The sequence below is a fragment of the Leeuwenhoekiella aequorea genome, from assembly GCF_004104375.1.
GTDB lineage: Bacteria > Bacteroidota > Bacteroidia > Flavobacteriales > Flavobacteriaceae > Leeuwenhoekiella > Leeuwenhoekiella aequorea.
This window is the reverse complement of the sequence record NZ_QOVM01000005.1, coordinates 259,017-275,675: the sequence shown is the minus strand read 5'-3', so window position 1 is coordinate 275,675 and position 16,659 is coordinate 259,017. Positions and strand designations below refer to the sequence as shown.

The following is a 16,659-nucleotide window of genomic DNA, read 5'->3' as shown; positions in this document are numbered from 1 at the left end:
CGTTTCCCCTTTTAATAAGCGGATTTTTAGCCGAAAATTTTAACGCAAAAATAGAATAAATTAGCTAATGTCTAAGGTTAAATATTATTACGACAGAGATACCCTTTCTTATAAAAAAATTGAAAAGAAAAAGGGTCGTAAGTTAGGTTATGTCTTTTTATCTATTGTGGCGTCATTTCTAGCCGGTTTTATATTACTTCTAATTTATTTAAATATTCCCGACTTAGAAACGCCTCGTGAGAAAGCCTTACAACGCGAGTTGCAGAATATGAAAATGCAATACGGCGTACTCAATAAAAAACTAGATCAGGTGCAAACCGTCTTAGAGGAGATTGAAGAGCGCGACAACAATATATATAGACTTTATTTTGAAGCAAACCCCATACCAGATGAGCAACGTAAAGCTGGTTTTGGTGGTGTAAACAGATACAAAGACTTAGAAGGTTACGACAATTCAAAACGCATTATTGAGTCTAGTAAGCGTCTCGATATTTTAACAAAGCAGCTTGTGGTACAAAGTAAATCTCTAGACGAGATTGCTGTGCTGGCAGAGGAAAAAGAAAAACTTCTTGCTGCAATTCCTGCAATTCAGCCTGTAGCAAATAAAGATCTTACCAGACTTGCCTCTGGTTATGGCTTGCGATCTGATCCTTTTACAAAAGAACGAAAAATGCACTGGGGTATGGATTTTACGGCTCCTCGAGGTACGCCGATCTATGCGACCGGTGATGGAGTTGTTGACCGAGCAGACAATAACGCCACTGGTTATGGCAATCACATACGTATTAACCACGGCTATGGCTACGAAAGTTTATATGCGCATTTGTACAAATACAATGTTAAACCAGGCGCTAGAGTTAAACGTGGCGATTTAATAGGTTTTGTAGGAAGCACAGGGCGATCTGAAGGGCCTCACGTGCATTATGAGATCTTTAAGGATGGAGAACGTATAAACCCAATTAATTTTTACTACGGAAACCTTTCACCAGAAGAGTTTGATGTAATTTTACAAAAAGCACAACTCGAAAACCAATCTCTGGATTAATGCATATTCAATTACCCGAAAAACTATATTACAGTATTGGCGAAGTGGCTGATGCCTTTGATGTAAACACATCTCTTATACGCTTTTGGGAAAAAGAATTTGATGTATTAAAGCCAAAAAAAAATGCTAAAGGTAATCGTAAATTCACGCCTACAGACATAAAAAATCTTGAGCTTATTTACCATCTCGTAAAAGAACGAGGCTTCACACTAGAAGGAGCAAAAACACATTTAAAAGAAAATAAACAACAAACATTAAATAAATTTGATCTCATCAGAAAGTTAGAGAATATAAAAGCTCAACTTCAGGAATTAAAAGATCAACTCTAACCAAGTAATCATGAAAAAAGGAATTATCGCACTTATTGTAGTAGTTATACTGGGTATTATTATCTACAGTTTTTTTAAAGGTTTTTACAATACCGCAGTAACACTACAAGAAGATGCTACGGCACAATGGGGTAACGTAGAAAGCTCTTATCAACGACGATCAGATCTTATCCCAAATATTGTAAATACAGCTAAAGGTTATGCAGAATTTGAGCAAAAAACTTTAACCGATGTTATTGAAGCTCGCTCTCAAGCTACAGGTGTTAATATAGATCCTTCTAATATTACCCCAGAACAATTAGCACAATTTCAGCAAGCTCAAAGCGGCGTGAGTTCTGCTTTATCAAGGTTATTAGTAACAGTCGAACGTTATCCTGATTTAAAAGCAAATGAAAATTTTAAAGAGCTTATCAACGAATTAGAACGTACTGAAAACCGTATCAATGTTGAGCGTAACAGATATAATGAAGCTATCGCTCCTTATAATAAACATATTAAGACATTTCCAAATAATATCGTAAACAACTTTATAGGAAACTTTGAAGAAATGGGTTATTTCAAGGCAGACGAAGGTGCACAAAATGCTCCCGATGTAAATTTTGATTTTAACAATAAAGAGGCGGCATAATGGCATCTCTGGTAGAAGAATTTTTAACTGCAGAAGAAGAACAAGAAATTGTAGAAGCAATACGACTGGCAGAATTAAAGACTTCTGGTGAGATTCGTGTTCATTTAGAACGCACTTGCAAGGGAGAAGCGCTAGAACGTGCTAAAGTACTTTTTCATCAATTAAAGATGGATAACACTAAAGCTGAAAATGGAGTGCTTATTTATGTTGCTGTAGATGCCAAAAAATTTGCGATTTGCGGTGACCGTGGTATAAACAATGTAGTTCCTTCTGATTTTTGGCAGAGTACAAAAGACCTTATGCAAGCAGCATTTAAACAAGGTCATTTCAAAAATGGCCTTGTTAACGGTATAGAGTCTGCGGGTAAACAACTCGCCGAATTCTTTCCGTGGGATGAAGATGACATTAACGAACTTTCTGATCAAATTTCGACCTCTTGATATATCTATCTAAAGTATTTAATTTACGACAAGCATTTCTAATTGTCTTTATCCTTAGCTTTTCTGTTAAGGGCTTTGCTCAGTTTGATATCCCTGAAAAACCTTCAGAGCAAACGAGCGTTTACGATTATGCCGGACTTTTAAGTTCTGGTCAAAAATCTGCCTTAGAGAACAAGCTTGTAAAATATAGCGATACCACTTCTACACAAATTGTTATTGTTGTAATCCCAAGTACAAAAGGAGAAGATATAAGTCTTCTGGGTGCAAAATGGGGACAAAAATGGGGAATTGGTCAGGCAGATAAAGATAACGGAATTTTAATTACTCTAGCTACGCAGGATCGTAAGGTAGATATTAATACTGGTTACGGTATAGAGACAATTATTACCGATAGAATGGCCGAGCAGGTTGTTAATCAAGTAATGATTCCGCAGTTTAGAACCGGGGATTTTTATGCTGGATTAGATCAAGCTGCAGATACGCTGTTTCAAATGCTTAAAGGAGAATATCAAGGTACTCGCCAAAAAGACAACTCAAATCCAGTGAGCCTGCTTCCTATAATTATCATATTTATAGTAATTATTTTTATCCTAAGTCGTACTCGCGGCGGCGGTGGCAAAAATGGCGGACGCCGTAATGGCGCGGGCAGTTTACTAGACGTGATTATACTAAGCAGCTTAGGCCGAGGAGGCTTAGGCGGTGGTGGTTTTGGAGGATCATCTGGTGGAGGCTTCGGTGGCGGAGGCGGTTTTGGAGGTGGCTTCGGTGGCGGAGGCTTCGGAGGTGGTGGAGCATCTGGAGGCTGGTAATGCCTTTTCAAACTAAAAATTAATATTCAGCAGTGGGTTATAATTAACTATAGCCCACTGCTGAATTTTTAATCCCACCAGGAATTTTCTCTAACCTCTCCTTTTTTACCTAGTGTATTAAACTTATAGCTGAAGCTTAACATAAAGTATTGTCTCAAAACAGTACTTTGAACATCTTCAACATAGGACTGTGTTGCATTTCTTCTCGAATTAGTATTTTGATCAAGAAGGTCATATACTTTAAAAGTCAATAACGATTTGTCATTCATAAATGAATACCCTAATGAGGTATTCCAGAAAACTGCATCTTTTTGAAATCCGCTGCTCACATTAGGATTATACACATATCGAATATCGTTTTCCCAGGTCAACCACTTAGGTAGATATGTTGTCGTGCGCAAACGCAGATTGTGTTGTGTAAAACTACGCCCTTCAAAAAAATCCCGATTGAATGAGGTTTCTGTAAAGTTGATTCTGTACTCTGGTCTAAATTCAAAAAGATCTTTCCATACAAATCTAAAATTAATAGAAGGAGTATAGGTTTTTGTGAGATTAGCATATTGCTCTGCGTTGAAAAAGTTTACATACCTGTTTAGATTTGCATCTATTCCTATATCTGCCTTAACAGATCGCAGACTATCAAGCTGAAAATTTTTACTATAACTTAAACTTCCGTAAATGTCATAAATACCATCGACATTGGTAAATGTAGTAGACCGCACAAAATTATTATCTACCATTGTCTGATTTACTACTCTATCATTTGTAAAGCTCATTCCCAGATAACTGTAATAACCCGTGTTTGTAGCCCAGTCAAAATTATTTAAACCCATATACAGTGAATGTCTATTTGTAGGGTTGAGATTGGGATTACCTTGTATTGTATTAAGCGGATCTGATACATCTACATAAGGAGATAACTGACGTACTTCAGGAGCGGTATTACTTAGTCGGTAATTTGACCAAAAGCTCATTTTCTTGCTAAAGCTATATCGTAAATTAGCTCGGGCTTCAAATGCATCAAAATTGTTTTCAAAATCTATATTACGTACCCGATCACCCTTACTATCACTTAACATTTCTTCACCTGTAAGCGTTCGGTTTACATAAGCAATTGCAAGCCCGGCATTCATTTTTTTAGAATTATATTTCAACCCTATTTCTGGTCTACTCACTTCATTTCTACTTTCAAAATCTGTACTTTGTGGCAGTATAATTTGATCATAAATCTGCGTATCCTCATTAAAACTATACACCAATTGCTCATTAGATCGATCTTCGACATTGAATTCGTACTGGGTTTCTAAGTGTAATTTTTTAGCAATAAGTGGTAGTCTCCAGGTGGCACTTGCCTTTATATTATTTATCTTATCATTTCCATCTGTAAATTGATTTCTGATGGTTTCTTGTGCATCATCACCAAAGACCTGTGTTTCTGAATCAATATAATCATCTCTATCATTATCATTAATGGATACCGTGGCATCTACACGCACAAATCCTCCTCCAGAACCGTATTTTTTTGTTGTTGTAAGACGTGTACTAAAATCACGTGATGTCCTCAACCCCTTATTATCAAAATTTGAAGTATTCACAAGCTCACCACTTTCATTACGGGTTGAAGAATTTTCAGAATTAAAATTTGTTCCCTGTTGATAGTTTAAACGAGGTAATATTTCTACTAGCAGTGTAGAATCTATTTTTGCCTGAAAGCGCATATTTGCACTGTGATTGTCTGAGGATGTATTTGATGTTGAAAAAGACTCAGAGAAAAATCGGTTTTGAGGAAGTATATTTTCTCTTGATCGTGTTGTTTCTTCAAAACTATCTGATCCCGAATAAAAATAGTCTCCAGAAATCTCTATTTTTTCTCCTAGGTTATTAGCAACATTGGCGCCAGCTGTTCTTGAATTTGTAATGCCTTGTCCAGATCCAAAATTTCTTCCGTCAATATTAAATGAGCCATTACCATCCATAGACATATAACTCGCATTCCCAAACATCTTTTGAATTTCACCAAAACTAAATCCCGGCGAATTGATATTATTCCCACCTCCTAAAACACTTATTCGCAAATCATTATCAAAATAATTAAGAAGTCCGGCATATTCAAAACGTTCATCTGTCCCAACACCTGCAGCTACACGACCAAAAATTCCTTTATTTTTATCTTCGTCAATGGTAATATTTATTGTTTTGTTTTCGGCATCTCCTTCTTCTCCGGTAAATTCCTGAGATTCAGTTTTAGTATCAACTACTTGAATTTTATTGATGATTTCTTTGGTAAGATTACGTGTAGCAATTGTAGGATCATCGCTAAAGAAAGGTTTTCCGTTAACGAGAATTTGGTTTACGGGCTTGCCATTTATTCGTATTTGTCCATCCTCACCTACTTCGGCACCAGGAAGTTCTTTGAGTAAATCCTCTAGTGTAGCGTCGGGCTTTGTTTTGAAAGAAGCTGCATTAAATTCTAAAGTGTCCTTCTTTATAATTACAGGAGGTGTACGGGCTTTAACCACAACATCCCCTAAAGATTCTACCATGAAATCTAAGTAAACAGTACCTAAATCGATATCGCTTTTATCTGATAAGTTAATCTCTTGTTCAAAAGATTCGTAACCTACAAAGGTGACAAACAAATTTGCTTTAGGTAGTTGGGTACGACCACTTAACTCAAAATAACCATCTCTATCACTTATGGTATAGGTTATTACAGTACTATCTTTAATAGTTTCAAGTACTATAGTAGCTGCTTCAAGAGGTGATTTTTCTATACCATCCTTAAGATTACCGGTGATTTTAAATTCTTGAGAGCATACAGTTAGGGAAAGAAAGCCTATTACTAGGCTCATTAATAAACGATAATTCATGATTGATGTTGATTGATACACGAATAACCGTAAATAATATATAACTAAAAAATTAGTTTTTAATTTTAAGATATATTTAACACAGAGACTGAGTAGATTAGAATCTTCTTCTACGATTGGAGCCCGGTTTACCTCCTGCTTTATTGCCTCCAAAATTGCTCAGTTTATACGTGAAGCTTAACATTGCATATTGCGTAAGAATTAGACTGTTTGTATCTTGGACATAATCATCACCTGTTATACGCTGCGTGTCTACTACTTGATCTAGGAGATCATAAACTTTAAGTTTTAGGGTTGCTTTTTCTTCCAAAAATTGATATCCCAAACTACTATTCCATAATACAGAAGAATTCTGAAAACCTGGTGAAACATTCCCATTGTAGTTGTAAGTAATATCGTTACCAAAAATTACATTTTTAGGCCAATAACTAGTTGCTTCAAATCCAACGGTATGGTTTATAAATTCCTGATTGCGATCTTCATTGATGGAATACTTTGTATTGTTATAGGTTAAATTATAACTCGGATTTATATCTATTAATTCCTGAATGGCATACGTTAATCGCAATCCCGGATTTATACGTAATCGTTTAGAGTCAAATAAAGTCCCATTTGTAAATCCTACATTTTTATCGTGGCTACCCGTTAAACTAAGTCTGTATCTAAATTCTTGTTCTTCTTTACGTGTACTCTTTGTGTAGAAAACCCGGGCAGAAGCAGACATTGCTCCATCAACATTTGCATATGTAGTTGTACGTCTTAAATCATCACCTACGCTACTTACAGAAACCACTTGATTCTCGGTAAAATCTAATGATAACGAACTAAAAATACCGCTACCACCACCAGAGCCAAAATTAAAACTTCTAAACCCTGCACCTATATTATGGCTGTAAGCAGGGCGCAAACTAGGATTACCTACAATAATGTTTAAAGGATTTGTTTGATCTGGAACAGGTTGTAGTTGACGTATAGACGGGGTATTTGCATTTGTACGATAATCTACATAAATACTTTTAGAACGTTGCAATTCATATCGTATTCCCGCACGAATGTAAAGATTGTTATACGTATTATTAAAACTTACCGGATTTAACAAATTCTCATTTTTAAGAATTGTATTTAGAAGTCCTACATCTGCATTTATACGCCAACCTTCGTGGTCATAGTTCAATCCAAGACTTGGTGTATTTCTATATGTTTTAACTTCAAAATTACTACTCAAACTGTCGTTGCGTACAGTATATTCTCCAGCGGTATCTGCTTCAAAAACATATCTTGAGTTAGTAGACTTTGCAGATGAGAAATTGTAATTTAAATCAAGATAAAAATCTGTTGCCAGTACCAGACGCTGTTCTATGCCTAATCCATATTGATATTCTTTCTCGTCTTCATCTATGAATTGATCTTGAGTTTCGGTACGCGGATTATCAGTAAAAAAGTTACTTTCTGAAAAGTATAAATTATCATTTTCCTGATTGTTATACTCCTGAGACAAATCTAATCGTAAATAAGCACCCCGGTTTCCAAAGCGTTTTATAAAGTCTAGATTGTTACGTACTCTCAAATTAAAGATATCTTCTTGATCTGTGGTAAAAGTATTATTGACTAAATCACGGTTGCCATCGAGCGAATTAGCTATTGAGTTACGAGTAGATTGAAGTTTGCTCGTATCAAATCGCGGAGAAAAGGAAAGCCTTGTTAATGTATCAAATTCGACCTCTATACGAGCATTTGCTCGATGCCGATCATTCAAAGCATTGCTGCTAGATTCAGAATTTGAGAAATAAGTAGTATCTGGCAGAATATTCTCACGTTCTGTACGCGAGCGTGTATCCGTATTGGATCTATCGAAAAAATAATCTCCATCAAACTCATATTTATCTAGCCATTCATTGCTATAATTTATACCTGCAGTTTCAGATTTTGTAATTCCACCGCTACGATTACCAGATTCTACAGCACGAGCTCCACTTCTACCCATCATTCCATAAACATCATCAAAATCAAACCCCGAGCTGTTTATATTATTTGAACCCGCGAGTATGGTCACCCGCTCATTATCTTGAAATATATTGCCTATACCGCTCATCTCATAACGATCATTAGTACCTGCACCTGCAGTAGCTCTAGCAAAATATCCTTTATTCTTATCTTTTTTAATGGTGATGTTTATCGTCTTGTTATCAGGATCTCCGGCTTTACCGGTAAATTCTTCAGATTTTGTTTTGGTATCAACCACTTGCAGCTTCTCAATAATTTCTTTCGGAAGGTTTTTTGTAGCAATCTTAGGATCATCTCCAAAAAATTCCTTTCCATTTACAAGTATGCGTGTTACCGGTTTACCGTTAATAGTTATTGCTCCATCAGAATCGACCTCTGCTCCCGGAAGCTTTTTGAGTAGTTCTTCTAAATTAGCATCTGGTCGTGTAGCAAATGATGCTGCATTAAATTCTAACGTATCCTTTTTTATAGTAACCGGAGCGCGATTAGCAACTACCAGCACCTCATCAAGCACATTATCCTGAACCTCTAATTTTACCGGTCCAAGGTCTAATGATTGTTCTAAAGAAAGCTTTTTACGATAAGGCTTAAAGCCTGCATAAGAGATGAACAAATTAACTTCCTTTTCTTGTGAACTACCCTCTAAATTAAATATTCCATCTTTATCTGTAATAGCATAAGTGACTAAACTACTATCACTTAATTTTTCTAAATATACTGTCGCAGATTCTAATGAAATTCCCTGGGCATCTATCGTTTTACCTGTAATCGAAAAATTCTGGGCTTGAAGTTGTAATGCAAAAAGGCTTATAGTGAGAAGTAGAATTTGCTTCATAGGTAATATGCGTAAATTTTACGTTAGGGGGTTAGACTCACAAAACCCGCAAAGGTTTAAAACAAAATCCACTTTGAATAAAGTGGCTTTTTGTTTTAACTAATACTATAAATTATTTCTTACGGAAGTAAACGGCTATAGGAACCCCTTTGAAGTCAAAATTCTCACGAAGTTTGTTTTCGATAAAACGTTTATAAGGTTCTTTAACATATTGTGGAAGGTTACAAAAGAAAGCAAACTGCGGATGCGGTGTAGGCAACTGCATACAATACTTAATCTTGATATATTTCCCTTTATTTGCCGGTGGAGGATAAGCTTCAATTAAAGGAAGCATTAGATCGTTAAGTTCGCTTGTTTTAATACGCTTGCTACGGTTTTCATAAACTTGAACTGCCGTCTCAATAGCTTTATAAACTCGCTGCTTAGTTAATGCTGAGATAAAGACAATTGGCACATCTGTAAAAGGTTCCATTTGCTCCATAATTGCTTTTTCAAACTCACGAGTAGACTTATGATCTTTCTCTACTAAATCCCATTTGTTAACAAGGATTACAATACCTTTTCTATTACGCTCTGCAAGCCAGAAAATATTTTGAACCTGCCCATCAAATCCTCGTGTTGCATCTAATACAACCAGACATACATCACAATGCTCAATTGCGCGCACCGAGCGCATTACTGAATAAAATTCAAGATCTTCTTTAACCTTTGCCTTACGACGAATTCCCGCTGTATCAACCAGATTAAACTCAAATCCAAAACGATTATAACGAGTATCTATAGAATCTCTAGTGGTACCGGCAATGTCAGTAACAATATATCTATTCTCTCCTATTAATGCATTTATAAAAGAAGATTTACCTGCGTTAGGTCTTCCTACAACAGCAAAACGTGGTAAAATACTTTCTTCTGCGGCTTCTTCTTCTGGCAAGGCTTCTACTAGTGCATCTAAAAGATCACCTGTACCACTACCACTTATACTAGCAATTGTGTAATAATTTCCTAATCCAAGGCTGTAGAATTCTACTGCGTTTTCTTCACGCATTGCATTATCTACTTTATTCACTACCAGAAATACCGGTTTATTTACTCGTCTTAAAAGTGAAGCAACATCTTCATCCATACCCGTAACCCCAGCCTCAACATCTACTAGAAATAAAATTACATCTGCTTCTTCAATCGCTAATTCTACCTGCTTATCTATTTCTGCCTCAAAGACATCGTCACTTCCTAATACATAACCTCCTGTATCAATTACTGAAAATTCTTTACCATTCCAGTCTGTTTTCCCATAATGACGATCACGGGTTACACCACTCACGGCGTCAACAATAGCTTCTCTACGTTGAATTAATCGATTAAAAAAAGTGGATTTCCCCACATTAGGTCTCCCTACAATAGCTACGATACTCATAATTGTGTCTTAGTGCTTTTAGCGCTGCAAAATTACGACAATTAAATACATATGTAATACAGCTTATCAAATAACCTAAAAACTACAAAATCAAAACAATAGTCTTCAATAAGAACCTGTATTATAAAGTTGAGCCAAATTCTGTTAAGAAATATGTTAATGTGCGACTTCTCAAATCTATATCCCGCTAGCTTGCGTATATAAAGGCAAACAACACAAAACATTATGTATCTAGTTATGAAAAGATTTTTAATATGTATTGCAGTAGCATTGAGTTTACAAAGCTGTAACTTATTATCTGCAGCTGGCTTAAGCAGTGCAGGACAACCCACAAAAGAAGTACCCACAGACTTGACCTCAACTACAGCAAATTCTGCAGTAAACGTAGATCATAGTGAATGGAATGCTTTATTAAAAACGCACGTTAGCAACTCCGGCCTAGTAAACTACGAGGGTTTCAAAAAAGATCGATCAAAACTTGATGCCTATCTACAAAAGTTATCTGGGTACAATCCTGGCAATGACTGGTCTGTACAAGAACTACTGGCTTATTACATAAACTTGTATAATGCTTATACTGTAGATTTAATTTTAGATAATTATCCTACAAAAAGTATTAAAGACATAGATGGTGCTTGGACGAAAGCTAGTGTTCCGGTAGGAAGTCGTAATCTTTCATTAGGTGGAATCGAGAATGGAATTCTTAGAAAAATGAATGATGCACGTATACATTTTGCCATAAACTGCGCTTCAATCTCGTGTCCAAAATTATTAAATGAAGCTTACACTGCTGGGAAAATTAATGAGCAATTAGACAAAGTTACTCGTGAATTTATAAACTCTGATAAGAATGATATCTCTGCGACAAATGTAAAAGTATCTTCAATTTTTGATTGGTATAAAAAAGATTTTATAACTACAGAAACTCCTACTATCATAGATTATATAAATAAATATAGTACAACTAAAATAAAAGCTGGAACTCCAATTACTTTTAAAGAGTACAACTGGAGCTTAAATAAGCAATAACAGAATAAATGCCCGAAATAGAAAAATCCTGCAAATTGTGGGATTTTTCGTTTCATATAGCCCTTCAATTAAACTAGCTTTGACCTCGATCTTCTCCTAATTAGCTTTAGATTAATTTTTTATGTTAAGCATTATTATTCCGGTTCTTAATGAATCTTATAATTTACCTCAACTTCTCAACCACTTAGTTTTAAAAGCAACTGCAAAAGAGCAGCTTGAGCTTGTAATTGTAGATGGTGGTAGTGAAGATAATACTCTAGAATTAGCGCACAAATTTAAGAGAGATAATCTGGTAAGTGTGCATATTGTGAATTCTTGCAGAGGTCGCGCAAAGCAAATGAATACTGGTGCAGGAGTAGCAACTGGAGATGTACTTTATTTTCTACATGCAGACTCTTTTCCTCCTGCAAATTATGATATCCTTATTCAAGATGAAGTTATCAAAGGAAATCTGGCCGGGTGTTTTAGAATGAAATTTGATAATGAGCACTGGTGGCTGAGATTAGCGAGTTATCTTACAAAGTTTAGCTGGAGAGCGTGCCGAGGTGGCGATCAAAGTCAGTTTATAACTAGAACACTTTTTGATGAAATAGGAGGTTACGATGAAAACTATATTATCTATGAAGATAATATCTTGATTAACGAATTGTATGCACGCAATGAATTTGTTGTAATACAACATCCTTTAATCTCGTCGGCAAGACTTTATGAAAAATACGGAGTTTGGTTTGTGCAATACCACTTCTGGACAATCTATGTAAAGAAATGGATGGGAGCCTCTGCAGAAGAACTTCACGCCTACTATAAGAGAAATCTAAAAAAATAAATACTCAGCTTTATATAAAATATAGTGTATAAAAAAAGGTCTTTATAAGCGCACTTATAAAGACCTTTTTTTAAACTGGGAGAACTATTAACCTCTACTATTCACGTAGAAAGCGTGAATTACTCCTGGCACCCATCCTAACAGAGTTAGAATTATATTTATAATTAAATCTTTACCTACTCCTTTATTCATTGCAACTGCAAGTGGAGGTAATATAATTGTAATAAGGATTGTTAAAATTGACATGGTTATTTTTTTTTGATTAGAGGATGAAGATATTAAGTTTCATAATTTCAGCACCTTAAACAAATCTTAATTGGCAAGAGTTTTACATTCTGGAGTACCATTTTAGAAGAACATCTTCGGCTGGCTTTCCTTGTGGCGTAAAGCGGTTATTTTCTTCGGAAGCAGACCGTTTATGATCGTGAAACCATTTCCATACAAAGCCTCCGGCAAACCAAGGCTCATTCCAGAATTCTTCAAAAGTGGCTTCATATAAGTTTTTCTGCGACTCGCTATTCATTGCTCCATCGTATCTATCACTTGCCCAAGGTTCTTTACCTGAATAGTCTGCACTTCGATATCCAAATTCGGTAAAAAGAACCGGTCGGTTATATTTTTCAGCAAGATCTTTAAGAAGCTTCTTATGCACTTGCCATCCTTCTCTAGCTTCGGCTACAGATGGCGTTTTTTGTTCTGAAATGGGAAAGTAGGCATCTGCACCTATATAATCAAGTTCTTGCCAGAAGTGTACTTTGTCAACCTTATCCCAGTTTTCAGCATATGTAATTTTACCTGTATAAACATTCCGAACTTTATCTATAAGTTGATCCCAGAATTGTTGGCGCTCATTAGTAAAATTATATAATTCGGTACCCACACAAAATAATTCGACACCCGTATCCTGAGCAAGTTGTGCATACAATAAAATATATTCCTCGTAACTTTTCTCAAATACGAGCCACTCTTCTTCAGTATTCATATGCATATCACCTGTAAATACACCTTTCCATATCCAGATATGCGGCTTCAACATAACTTTAATTTTACTAGCGTGTAATGATTCTATGTATTGCTTTGCACCTTGGTAACGCTCCCCATACCATTGCCGCTCTGTATTGAATATTAATTCTGGATTGTTCTTATCTCTCACAAATGCAAAAGGCATGACCGCAGCGTGACTGGCTTGTATGCGTAAAACGGGATCTATATGGGTTTGTAATAAGGTATCTCTTGAAGACACAAAACTCACACCATTAATTTTTTGTTTTGCATAGGGTGTGGCAGAACAACCTATTAAAAAAAATAAAATAATGTTAGTAAATACGAGGGCAAACGACTTTTTCATAGATATCAAAAGTACTTGAAATTTAGATAAGTTCTAATTACAACCGGCATCATTAAAATACCAGTGATATAAACTGTTTTGCCATCTCTAAATCTTATCTTTAAATACAACCACATAAGTTATAAAACCTTTTATGGAGCATATAGTTATTGTAGGTAATGGCATTGCCGGCGTAACTGCTGCCAGACATCTGCGTAAAAATTCTGATCATAAAATAACCATTATTTCAGCTGAGAGTGATTACTTCTTTTCCCGAACAGCACTAATGTATGTTTATATGGGGCATATGCGCTGGAAAGATCTCAAACCCTATGAAGATAAATTTTGGTCAAAAAATCGAATTGAACTGATAAATGCATATGTCGAAAAAGTAGAGACTACTAATCAATCACTTATTCTGGTCGATGGTACTAGTATAAACTACGACAAGCTCATTTTAGCAACAGGGTCTGTGCCCGCTAAATATGGATGGGAAGGTCAGGATCTTAACGGCGTTCAAGGCTTAGTCTCTAAGCAAGATCTAGAGCAGTTAGAAAAGACTGCTCCTAATAATGAAATTTGTCCTAAAGCTGTAATTGTAGGCGGCGGACTTATAGGTGTTGAGATGGCAGAAATGCTGCATACTCGTAAAATTGAAGTAACCGTCTTGGTGCGTGAACATGCGTTCTGGTCTGGCGTTTTGCCAGATGGAGAAGCAAAAATGATCTCAAGACACATACTTTCTCACGGTATAGATTTAAGACATCAAGAAGAACTTGATAAGATTCTAGATGACGGTAAAGGCAATGTACGTGCTATCTTAACTAAAAAAGGAGAAGAAATCCCATGCAATTTAGTGGGAATTACCACAGGAGTAAAACCCAAAATCGACTTTCTTGAAAATTCTAATATTGAAACCGACAAAGGGATTCTCGTAAATAGATTGCTTGAAACCAATGTAAAAAATGTATACGCAATTGGTGATTGTGCTCAGCAACGCGAAGCAATAGGTTTACGCAAGCCGGTTGAAGCAGTGTGGTATACCGGAAGAATGATGGGAGAAACTGTAGCGCAAACAATCTGCGGAACACCTTTTGAATATAAACCTGGGAACTGGTTTAATAGCGCTAAATTTTTTGATATAGAATATCAAACCTACGGATGGGTATTTAGCAATAAAAATAAGAAAGAGTATGAAGAGCATTTTCATTGGAAACACGTTAATGATAAAACCTGTATAACAGTAGCATACAACAAAGAAAATCACACATTTTTAGGTATCAATACATTTGGAATACGCATGAAACACGAAGTCTTTGATCGCTGGTTAAATGAGCAGCGCGATATAGATTATGTTATAGATAATTTACGTATTGCAAATTTTGATCCTGAATTTTATAAACACTACGAGCGCGATATTAAAAAAGCATACGCTGCCAGAGCTTAACACTTACACCTCAACATCTAATATATGAGCACTATACAACGAGATATGTCACTTACGGGACAACCACCCGCTTCAATAAATCTCACACAAAAGCTGGGAACAGCGTTAGGAGTAGCCGCTCTTTTAGTGCTGCTTATAGCAGTCTTTAATGTTAACTTTCCTAACAAGACTTTATGGCTAAGTTTATCACTAGGTGGTCTTTTTGCTGGTATTCTCATTTTCAGTTATGGTGCTTATGCAGATAAACAAGAAGGAATTAAAAATGATGGCGTTTGGTTTAAATCTATTTCCAGTCGAGGGTTTCTTGCCTGGGTTGCAGGATTGGGCCTAACAGGCTTTTATATACTTCTTTATTTTAGAGCAGATCTTTTAGGATTAAATGCTGATGGAGCTAACACAGGATTAATAGCACTTTTTGATCCGTTGAGTAACGTACTAAGTGGTGGGCCGGCAAGTCAATGGTTTGTTTACGGTACTCTCTATACGATCGCTATTCTTGCATTTGGAATAAAATTTATGTGGAAATACCGCCACAATCGTTATGAACGACTACGTACTATTAGCGTAATGTTTTTTCAAACAGCCTTTGCTTTTCTTATACCCGAACTAATGGCTCGATTAAATTCTGATGAATTTAGTTTGCCCTATTATGATTTAAAAAACATCTGGCCACTTAATTATTACAATTTTGAACAATATCGTGTAGATGATTTTATATCTGCTGGAGACATTGGGCTCGCGCTGTTGATCTTCGGTATTGCTTCCATATTTATCATCACCCCTATTCTTACCTATAAATATGGCAAGCGGTGGTATTGCTCTTGGGTTTGCGGTTGTGGTGGTCTGGCAGAAACTGCTGGTGATCCTTTTAGACATCTAAGTGATAAGAGTGAATCTGCCTGGAAGATAGAGCGCTGGGTAGTACATAGTGTTCTTGTTTTTGTAGTCGTTATGACCACCGCTGTAGTAGCCACTTACCTAGGCGACAATCCCGATAAATATTGGCTTACAAAAGATGTATTTTTAATAAGTGTAGCGGTTTTCCTTACGCTTCTTTTTGGTGCTATATGGTTATTTAAAAAAGAAGAATTAAAGCAAGATGCTAGATATGGTGCTATTGGCTATCTCGTAATTGTTCTAGCTCTAATAGGTATACATTACGCCAGCGGAAACACCCTCTTTTTAATACCCGCGGAAACATTACGCACCTCGTATGGTTTTTTAATAGGCTCTATTTTTAGTGGTGTTATAGGAACTGGTTTCTACCCAATTTTTGGAAATCGTGTTTGGTGCCGTTTTGGTTGTCCTATGGCTGCAATATTAGGTTTACAGCAACGTCTATTTTCAAAGTTCAGAATTACTACAAATGGTGGACAATGTATTTCTTGTGGAAATTGCTCTTCTTACTGTGAGATGGGAATAGATGTACGTGCCTATGCTCAAAAAGGTGAGAATATTGTACGTGCAAGTTGTGTGGGTTGTGGTATTTGTTCTGCCGTTTGTCCACGTGGCGTTTTAAAACTAGAAAATGCCGCAACAGACAATCGCATTAACAGCCGGGAGGTATTACTAGGAAACGATGTTAACTTAATGGATTACTTAAACCAAAAGTAAAGTAAATTGTTTTTATTGTATTTTTAGAATTCACTCTAAAAA

14 protein-coding genes are annotated in these 16,659 nt (G+C 36.1%); 9 read left to right on the top strand and 5 right to left on the bottom strand.

Translation table 11 applies throughout. The features are described from left to right. Positions 1–67: 67 nt before the first annotated feature. The 5 genes from DSM00_RS12345 to DSM00_RS12325 are packed head-to-tail and all read left to right on the top strand — an operon-like array spanning position 68 to position 3,251. The gene (locus DSM00_RS12345) at positions 68–1,045 is read left to right on the top strand and encodes a M23 family metallopeptidase (protein WP_128758274.1); all 978 of its coding nucleotides are present in this window, start codon (positions 68–70) and stop codon (positions 1,043–1,045) included. After that, complete coding sequence (locus DSM00_RS12340; protein WP_028376493.1) at positions 1,045–1,374, top strand: MerR family transcriptional regulator; 330 nt, start codon at positions 1,045–1,047, stop codon at positions 1,372–1,374. The genes DSM00_RS12345 and DSM00_RS12340 overlap by 1 nt, the downstream gene beginning before the upstream one ends. Before the next feature lie 10 nt (positions 1,375–1,384). After that, a complete protein-coding gene (locus DSM00_RS12335) occupies positions 1,385–2,002 on the top strand; it encodes a LemA family protein (RefSeq protein WP_128758273.1) in 618 nt (205 codons plus the stop codon). Next, positions 2,002–2,442 (top strand): TPM domain-containing protein, encoded by a 441-nt coding sequence (locus DSM00_RS12330; RefSeq protein ID WP_128758272.1) that lies wholly within the window; start codon positions 2,002–2,004, stop codon positions 2,440–2,442. The genes DSM00_RS12335 and DSM00_RS12330 overlap by 1 nt, the downstream gene beginning before the upstream one ends. Next, positions 2,442–3,251, top strand: coding sequence for a TPM domain-containing protein (locus DSM00_RS12325; RefSeq protein WP_394365803.1), 810 nt, complete (start codon positions 2,442–2,444; stop codon positions 3,249–3,251). The genes DSM00_RS12330 and DSM00_RS12325 overlap by 1 nt, the downstream gene beginning before the upstream one ends. A 68-nt stretch (positions 3,252–3,319) precedes the next feature. Here DSM00_RS12325 and DSM00_RS12320 read toward each other — a convergent pair whose 3' ends face one another. From DSM00_RS12320 to der, 3 genes are all read right to left on the bottom strand, one after another. Then, positions 3,320–6,121: an outer membrane beta-barrel protein gene (locus tag DSM00_RS12320; protein ID WP_128758271.1), complete on the bottom strand. Its 2,802-nt coding sequence runs from the start codon at positions 6,119–6,121 to the stop codon at positions 3,320–3,322. Between the two features lie 97 nt (positions 6,122–6,218). After that, positions 6,219–8,960, bottom strand: a complete 2,742-nt coding sequence (locus DSM00_RS12315; protein WP_128758270.1) for an outer membrane beta-barrel protein — start codon at positions 8,958–8,960, stop codon at positions 6,219–6,221. 112 nt (positions 8,961–9,072) lie between these two features. Continuing rightward, entirely contained in the window at positions 9,073–10,377 is a 1,305-nt protein-coding gene (der, locus tag DSM00_RS12310) for a ribosome biogenesis GTPase Der (protein ID WP_128758269.1), read from the bottom strand. 234 nt (positions 10,378–10,611) lie between these two features. On the opposite strand from der, the gene DSM00_RS12305 reads away from it, so the two are divergent. Continuing rightward, positions 10,612–11,403, top strand: a complete 792-nt coding sequence (locus tag DSM00_RS12305) for a DUF547 domain-containing protein (protein ID WP_164916333.1) — start codon at positions 10,612–10,614, stop codon at positions 11,401–11,403. A gap of 121 nt (positions 11,404–11,524) precedes the next feature. Then, positions 11,525–12,229: a TIGR04283 family arsenosugar biosynthesis glycosyltransferase gene (locus tag DSM00_RS12300; RefSeq protein ID WP_128758267.1), complete on the top strand. Its 705-nt coding sequence runs from the start codon at positions 11,525–11,527 to the stop codon at positions 12,227–12,229. Between the two features lie 87 nt (positions 12,230–12,316). On the opposite strand, the gene DSM00_RS12295 is transcribed toward DSM00_RS12300, so the two are convergent. Then, positions 12,317–12,475, bottom strand: coding sequence for a YqaE/Pmp3 family membrane protein (locus DSM00_RS12295; protein WP_128758266.1), 159 nt, complete (start codon positions 12,473–12,475; stop codon positions 12,317–12,319). A gap of 82 nt (positions 12,476–12,557) precedes the next feature. Beyond that, positions 12,558–13,577: a glycoside hydrolase family 113 gene (locus DSM00_RS12290; RefSeq protein ID WP_128758265.1), complete on the bottom strand. Its 1,020-nt coding sequence runs from the start codon at positions 13,575–13,577 to the stop codon at positions 12,558–12,560. A 133-nt stretch (positions 13,578–13,710) separates the two neighbouring features. Between DSM00_RS12290 and DSM00_RS12285 the strand changes: the two genes are divergently transcribed. Together DSM00_RS12285 and DSM00_RS12280 are read left to right on the top strand one after the other, a co-directional pair. Next, on the top strand, positions 13,711–15,003 hold the full coding sequence (locus tag DSM00_RS12285; RefSeq protein WP_128758264.1) for an NAD(P)/FAD-dependent oxidoreductase: 1,293 nt from the start codon (positions 13,711–13,713) through the stop codon (positions 15,001–15,003). A 24-nt stretch (positions 15,004–15,027) separates the two neighbouring features. Then, positions 15,028–16,617, top strand: coding sequence for a 4Fe-4S binding protein (locus tag DSM00_RS12280; protein ID WP_128758263.1), 1,590 nt, complete (start codon positions 15,028–15,030; stop codon positions 16,615–16,617). Positions 16,618–16,659: the final 42 nt, after the last annotated feature.

What these genes read in the sequence shown, in the direction of transcription:
- DSM00_RS12345 (WP_128758274.1), top strand. Translation starts at nt 68, where the DNA reads ATGTCTAAGGTTAAATATTATTACGACAGAGATACCCTTTCTTATAAA.
- DSM00_RS12340 (WP_028376493.1), top strand. Translation starts at nt 1,045, where the DNA reads ATGCATATTCAATTACCCGAAAAACTATATTACAGTATTGGCGAAGTG.
- DSM00_RS12335 (WP_128758273.1), top strand. Translation starts at nt 1,385, where the DNA reads ATGAAAAAAGGAATTATCGCACTTATTGTAGTAGTTATACTGGGTATT.
- DSM00_RS12330 (WP_128758272.1), top strand. Translation starts at nt 2,002, where the DNA reads ATGGCATCTCTGGTAGAAGAATTTTTAACTGCAGAAGAAGAACAAGAA.
- DSM00_RS12320 (WP_128758271.1), bottom strand. Translation starts at nt 6,121, where the DNA reads ATGAATTATCGTTTATTAATGAGCCTAGTAATAGGCTTTCTTTCCCTA.
- DSM00_RS12315 (WP_128758270.1), bottom strand. Translation starts at nt 8,960, where the DNA reads ATGAAGCAAATTCTACTTCTCACTATAAGCCTTTTTGCATTACAACTT.
- DSM00_RS12305 (WP_164916333.1), top strand. Translation starts at nt 10,612, where the DNA reads ATGAAAAGATTTTTAATATGTATTGCAGTAGCATTGAGTTTACAAAGC.
- DSM00_RS12300 (WP_128758267.1), top strand. Translation starts at nt 11,525, where the DNA reads ATGTTAAGCATTATTATTCCGGTTCTTAATGAATCTTATAATTTACCT.
- DSM00_RS12295 (WP_128758266.1), bottom strand. Translation starts at nt 12,475, where the DNA reads ATGTCAATTTTAACAATCCTTATTACAATTATATTACCTCCACTTGCA.
- DSM00_RS12290 (WP_128758265.1), bottom strand. Translation starts at nt 13,577, where the DNA reads ATGAAAAAGTCGTTTGCCCTCGTATTTACTAACATTATTTTATTTTTT.
- DSM00_RS12285 (WP_128758264.1), top strand. Translation starts at nt 13,711, where the DNA reads ATGGAGCATATAGTTATTGTAGGTAATGGCATTGCCGGCGTAACTGCT.
- DSM00_RS12280 (WP_128758263.1), top strand. Translation starts at nt 15,028, where the DNA reads ATGAGCACTATACAACGAGATATGTCACTTACGGGACAACCACCCGCT.